General features: G+C 49.0%; 1 protein-coding gene. It reads left to right on the top strand.

Annotated elements, in window-relative coordinates; all coding sequences use genetic code 11:
* Window positions 1-221 precede the first annotated feature (221 nt).
* Window positions 222-2,290, top strand: a 2,069-nt coding sequence (locus E1189_RS02330) for a dihydrolipoyl dehydrogenase family protein (protein ID WP_230460045.1), incomplete at its 3' end; no start/stop codon positions are given.

A 2,290-nucleotide genomic window follows, 5' to 3' on the forward strand; every position in this document is an offset into this window, starting at 1 on the left:
CCACCCAGTAGAGTTGTTAAACAGTTTTATGCAAAGATATTATTACTCCCCTTATATTTTGCATTTCCGCCGTGCAGATCTGTATGCAAAAGAGCAGTTCAACATTTAGGATAAAAAACGACCTGCGCTTCCCGTAACAGAGCAATGGTCCGAGTACTTATTTTGAATCCGCTGGCTAACGTTGACCGTATCAGCCAATACAAGAACATGGATACAGGCTCATGCGCACTACGAAACTCCTGCTGCTTATCACTATTATTGTTGCAATCTGGTCCTTTTACGGGCTGGGCCTCGGCCAGTATTTAACGTTTGAGTTTTTTAATGAGTCAAAAGCTCAAAACCCTCTGCTTAGCGCAGGTATTTTCTTTGGAGCTTATGTGCTGGTTACAGCACTTTCACTACCCGTAGCCGCAGTGATGACAATTTTAGGCGGGGCTCTGTTTGGCCTTGCTAAAGGCCTGCTGATTATCTCCTTTGCCAGCACTATCGGCGCGACACTGTCCATGCTCGTATCCCGTACCCTTTTGCAGGGTTGGGTGCAGAGCAAATTTGGCAACTACCTGAAAAGTGTCAATTCCGGAATTGAGAAAGACGGTGCTCTCTACCTGTTCAGCCTTCGCCTTATTCCGGTTGTACCATTTATGGTGATCAACCTTGTGATGGGCTTAACCAAAATTCGGACATGGACGTTTTACTGGGTCAGCCAGGCTGGCATGCTGGCAGGCACAGCTGTATATGTAAATGCGGGTGCACAGCTGGGCCAGGTGGAAGAGTTTTCCGTAAAAGGCATTGCGACTCCCGGCCTGATCATCTCCTTCGTACTTTTGGCTGCTTTCCCCTGGATTGCCCGCTCCATAATGAATGTAGTGCAGGCTCGCAAAGTTTATAGGAACTTTAAAAAACCAGATTCCTTTGACACCAACCTCGCCGTCATTGGTGCAGGTTCCGGTGGTCTGGTGAGTGCCTATATCGCCGCTGCTGTGAAGGCCAGGGTTTCCCTGATTGAAAAGCATCAAATGGGTGGGGACTGCCTGAACACAGGCTGTATACCAAGCAAGGCACTTATTCGCTCTTCACGTATCAACCATTATGTTCACAGGGCTGATGAATTCGGTATTAAAAATGCTCAGGCACAAGTGGATTTCAAAGCAGTTATGGAGCGAGTGCAATCTGTTATCAAACAGGTTGAGCCCCATGACTCAGTGGAGCGTTACACTGGTTTGGGTGTGGATTGCGTACAGGGTACAGCCACACTTGTTTCACCTTGGGTGGTGAAAACCGGTGATCAAATCATTCGTGCAAAAAATATAATTATTGCCAGCGGTGGCCGTCCGTTTGTACCACCTATCCCGGGTTTAGACGGCATAACCTATTACACCTCAGACACTATCTGGGAGATTCGTGACAAGCCCCAGCGTATGTTGGTTCTAGGCGGTGGCCCCATCGGTTCTGAACTGGGACAGGCTTTCCAGCGTCTAGGCGTGCAGGTCATTCAGGTAGACCGCTCCAACCGCATTCTACCCCGTGAGGATATTGACGTAGCAGAAGCTGTAATGGAGCAGTTTCGCAAAGATGGTATTGACCTGCGGGTTGGCTATGAGGCTATTGCATTCCACAGGGAAGGCAACAAACAATGGCTGGAAGCCAGACACGAAGGGGAAACCAAAACCATCGAGTTTGATGTAGCGCTTCTGGCCCTTGGCCGTAAAGCTAACACAGCAACCCTGGGCATGGAGAATCTGGGGTTGGAAACCAACCCTAACGGTACAGTGACTGTTAACGAATACCTGCAGACCAAATACCCAAATGTGTATGCCTGCGGTGATGTGGCCGGGCCTTACCAGTTCACCCATGCAGCAGCTCACCAAGCCTGGTATGCGGCAGTGAACGCTTTATTCGGCTACTTCAAGAAGTTCAAAGTGGACTACTCAATTATGCCCTGGGCCACTTTTATTGACCCGGAAGTTGCACGGGTTGGCCTGAATGAAATGGAAGCCAAGGAACAGGGAATAGCATACGAAGTCACCCATTTTGGCATAGACGATCTTGACCGTGCATTGGCCGATGGTGAAGCCAGGGGGTTTATCAAAGTTCTCACCGTACCGGGAAAGGATAAGATCCTGGGTTGTACCATTGTCGGTTATCACGCCGGTGAACTGATCACCGAGTATATCTCTGCGATGAAGCATGGCCTCGGCCTGAACAAGATTCTCGGCACCATTCATATTTATCCAACACTGTCGGAAACCAATAAGTATGCCGCAGGTGAATGGAAGAAGGCTCATGTGCC

The sequence above is a fragment of the Parendozoicomonas verongulae genome (genome assembly GCF_009711465.1).
GTDB classification, from domain to species: domain Bacteria; phylum Pseudomonadota; class Gammaproteobacteria; order Pseudomonadales; family Endozoicomonadaceae; genus Sansalvadorimonas; species Sansalvadorimonas verongulae.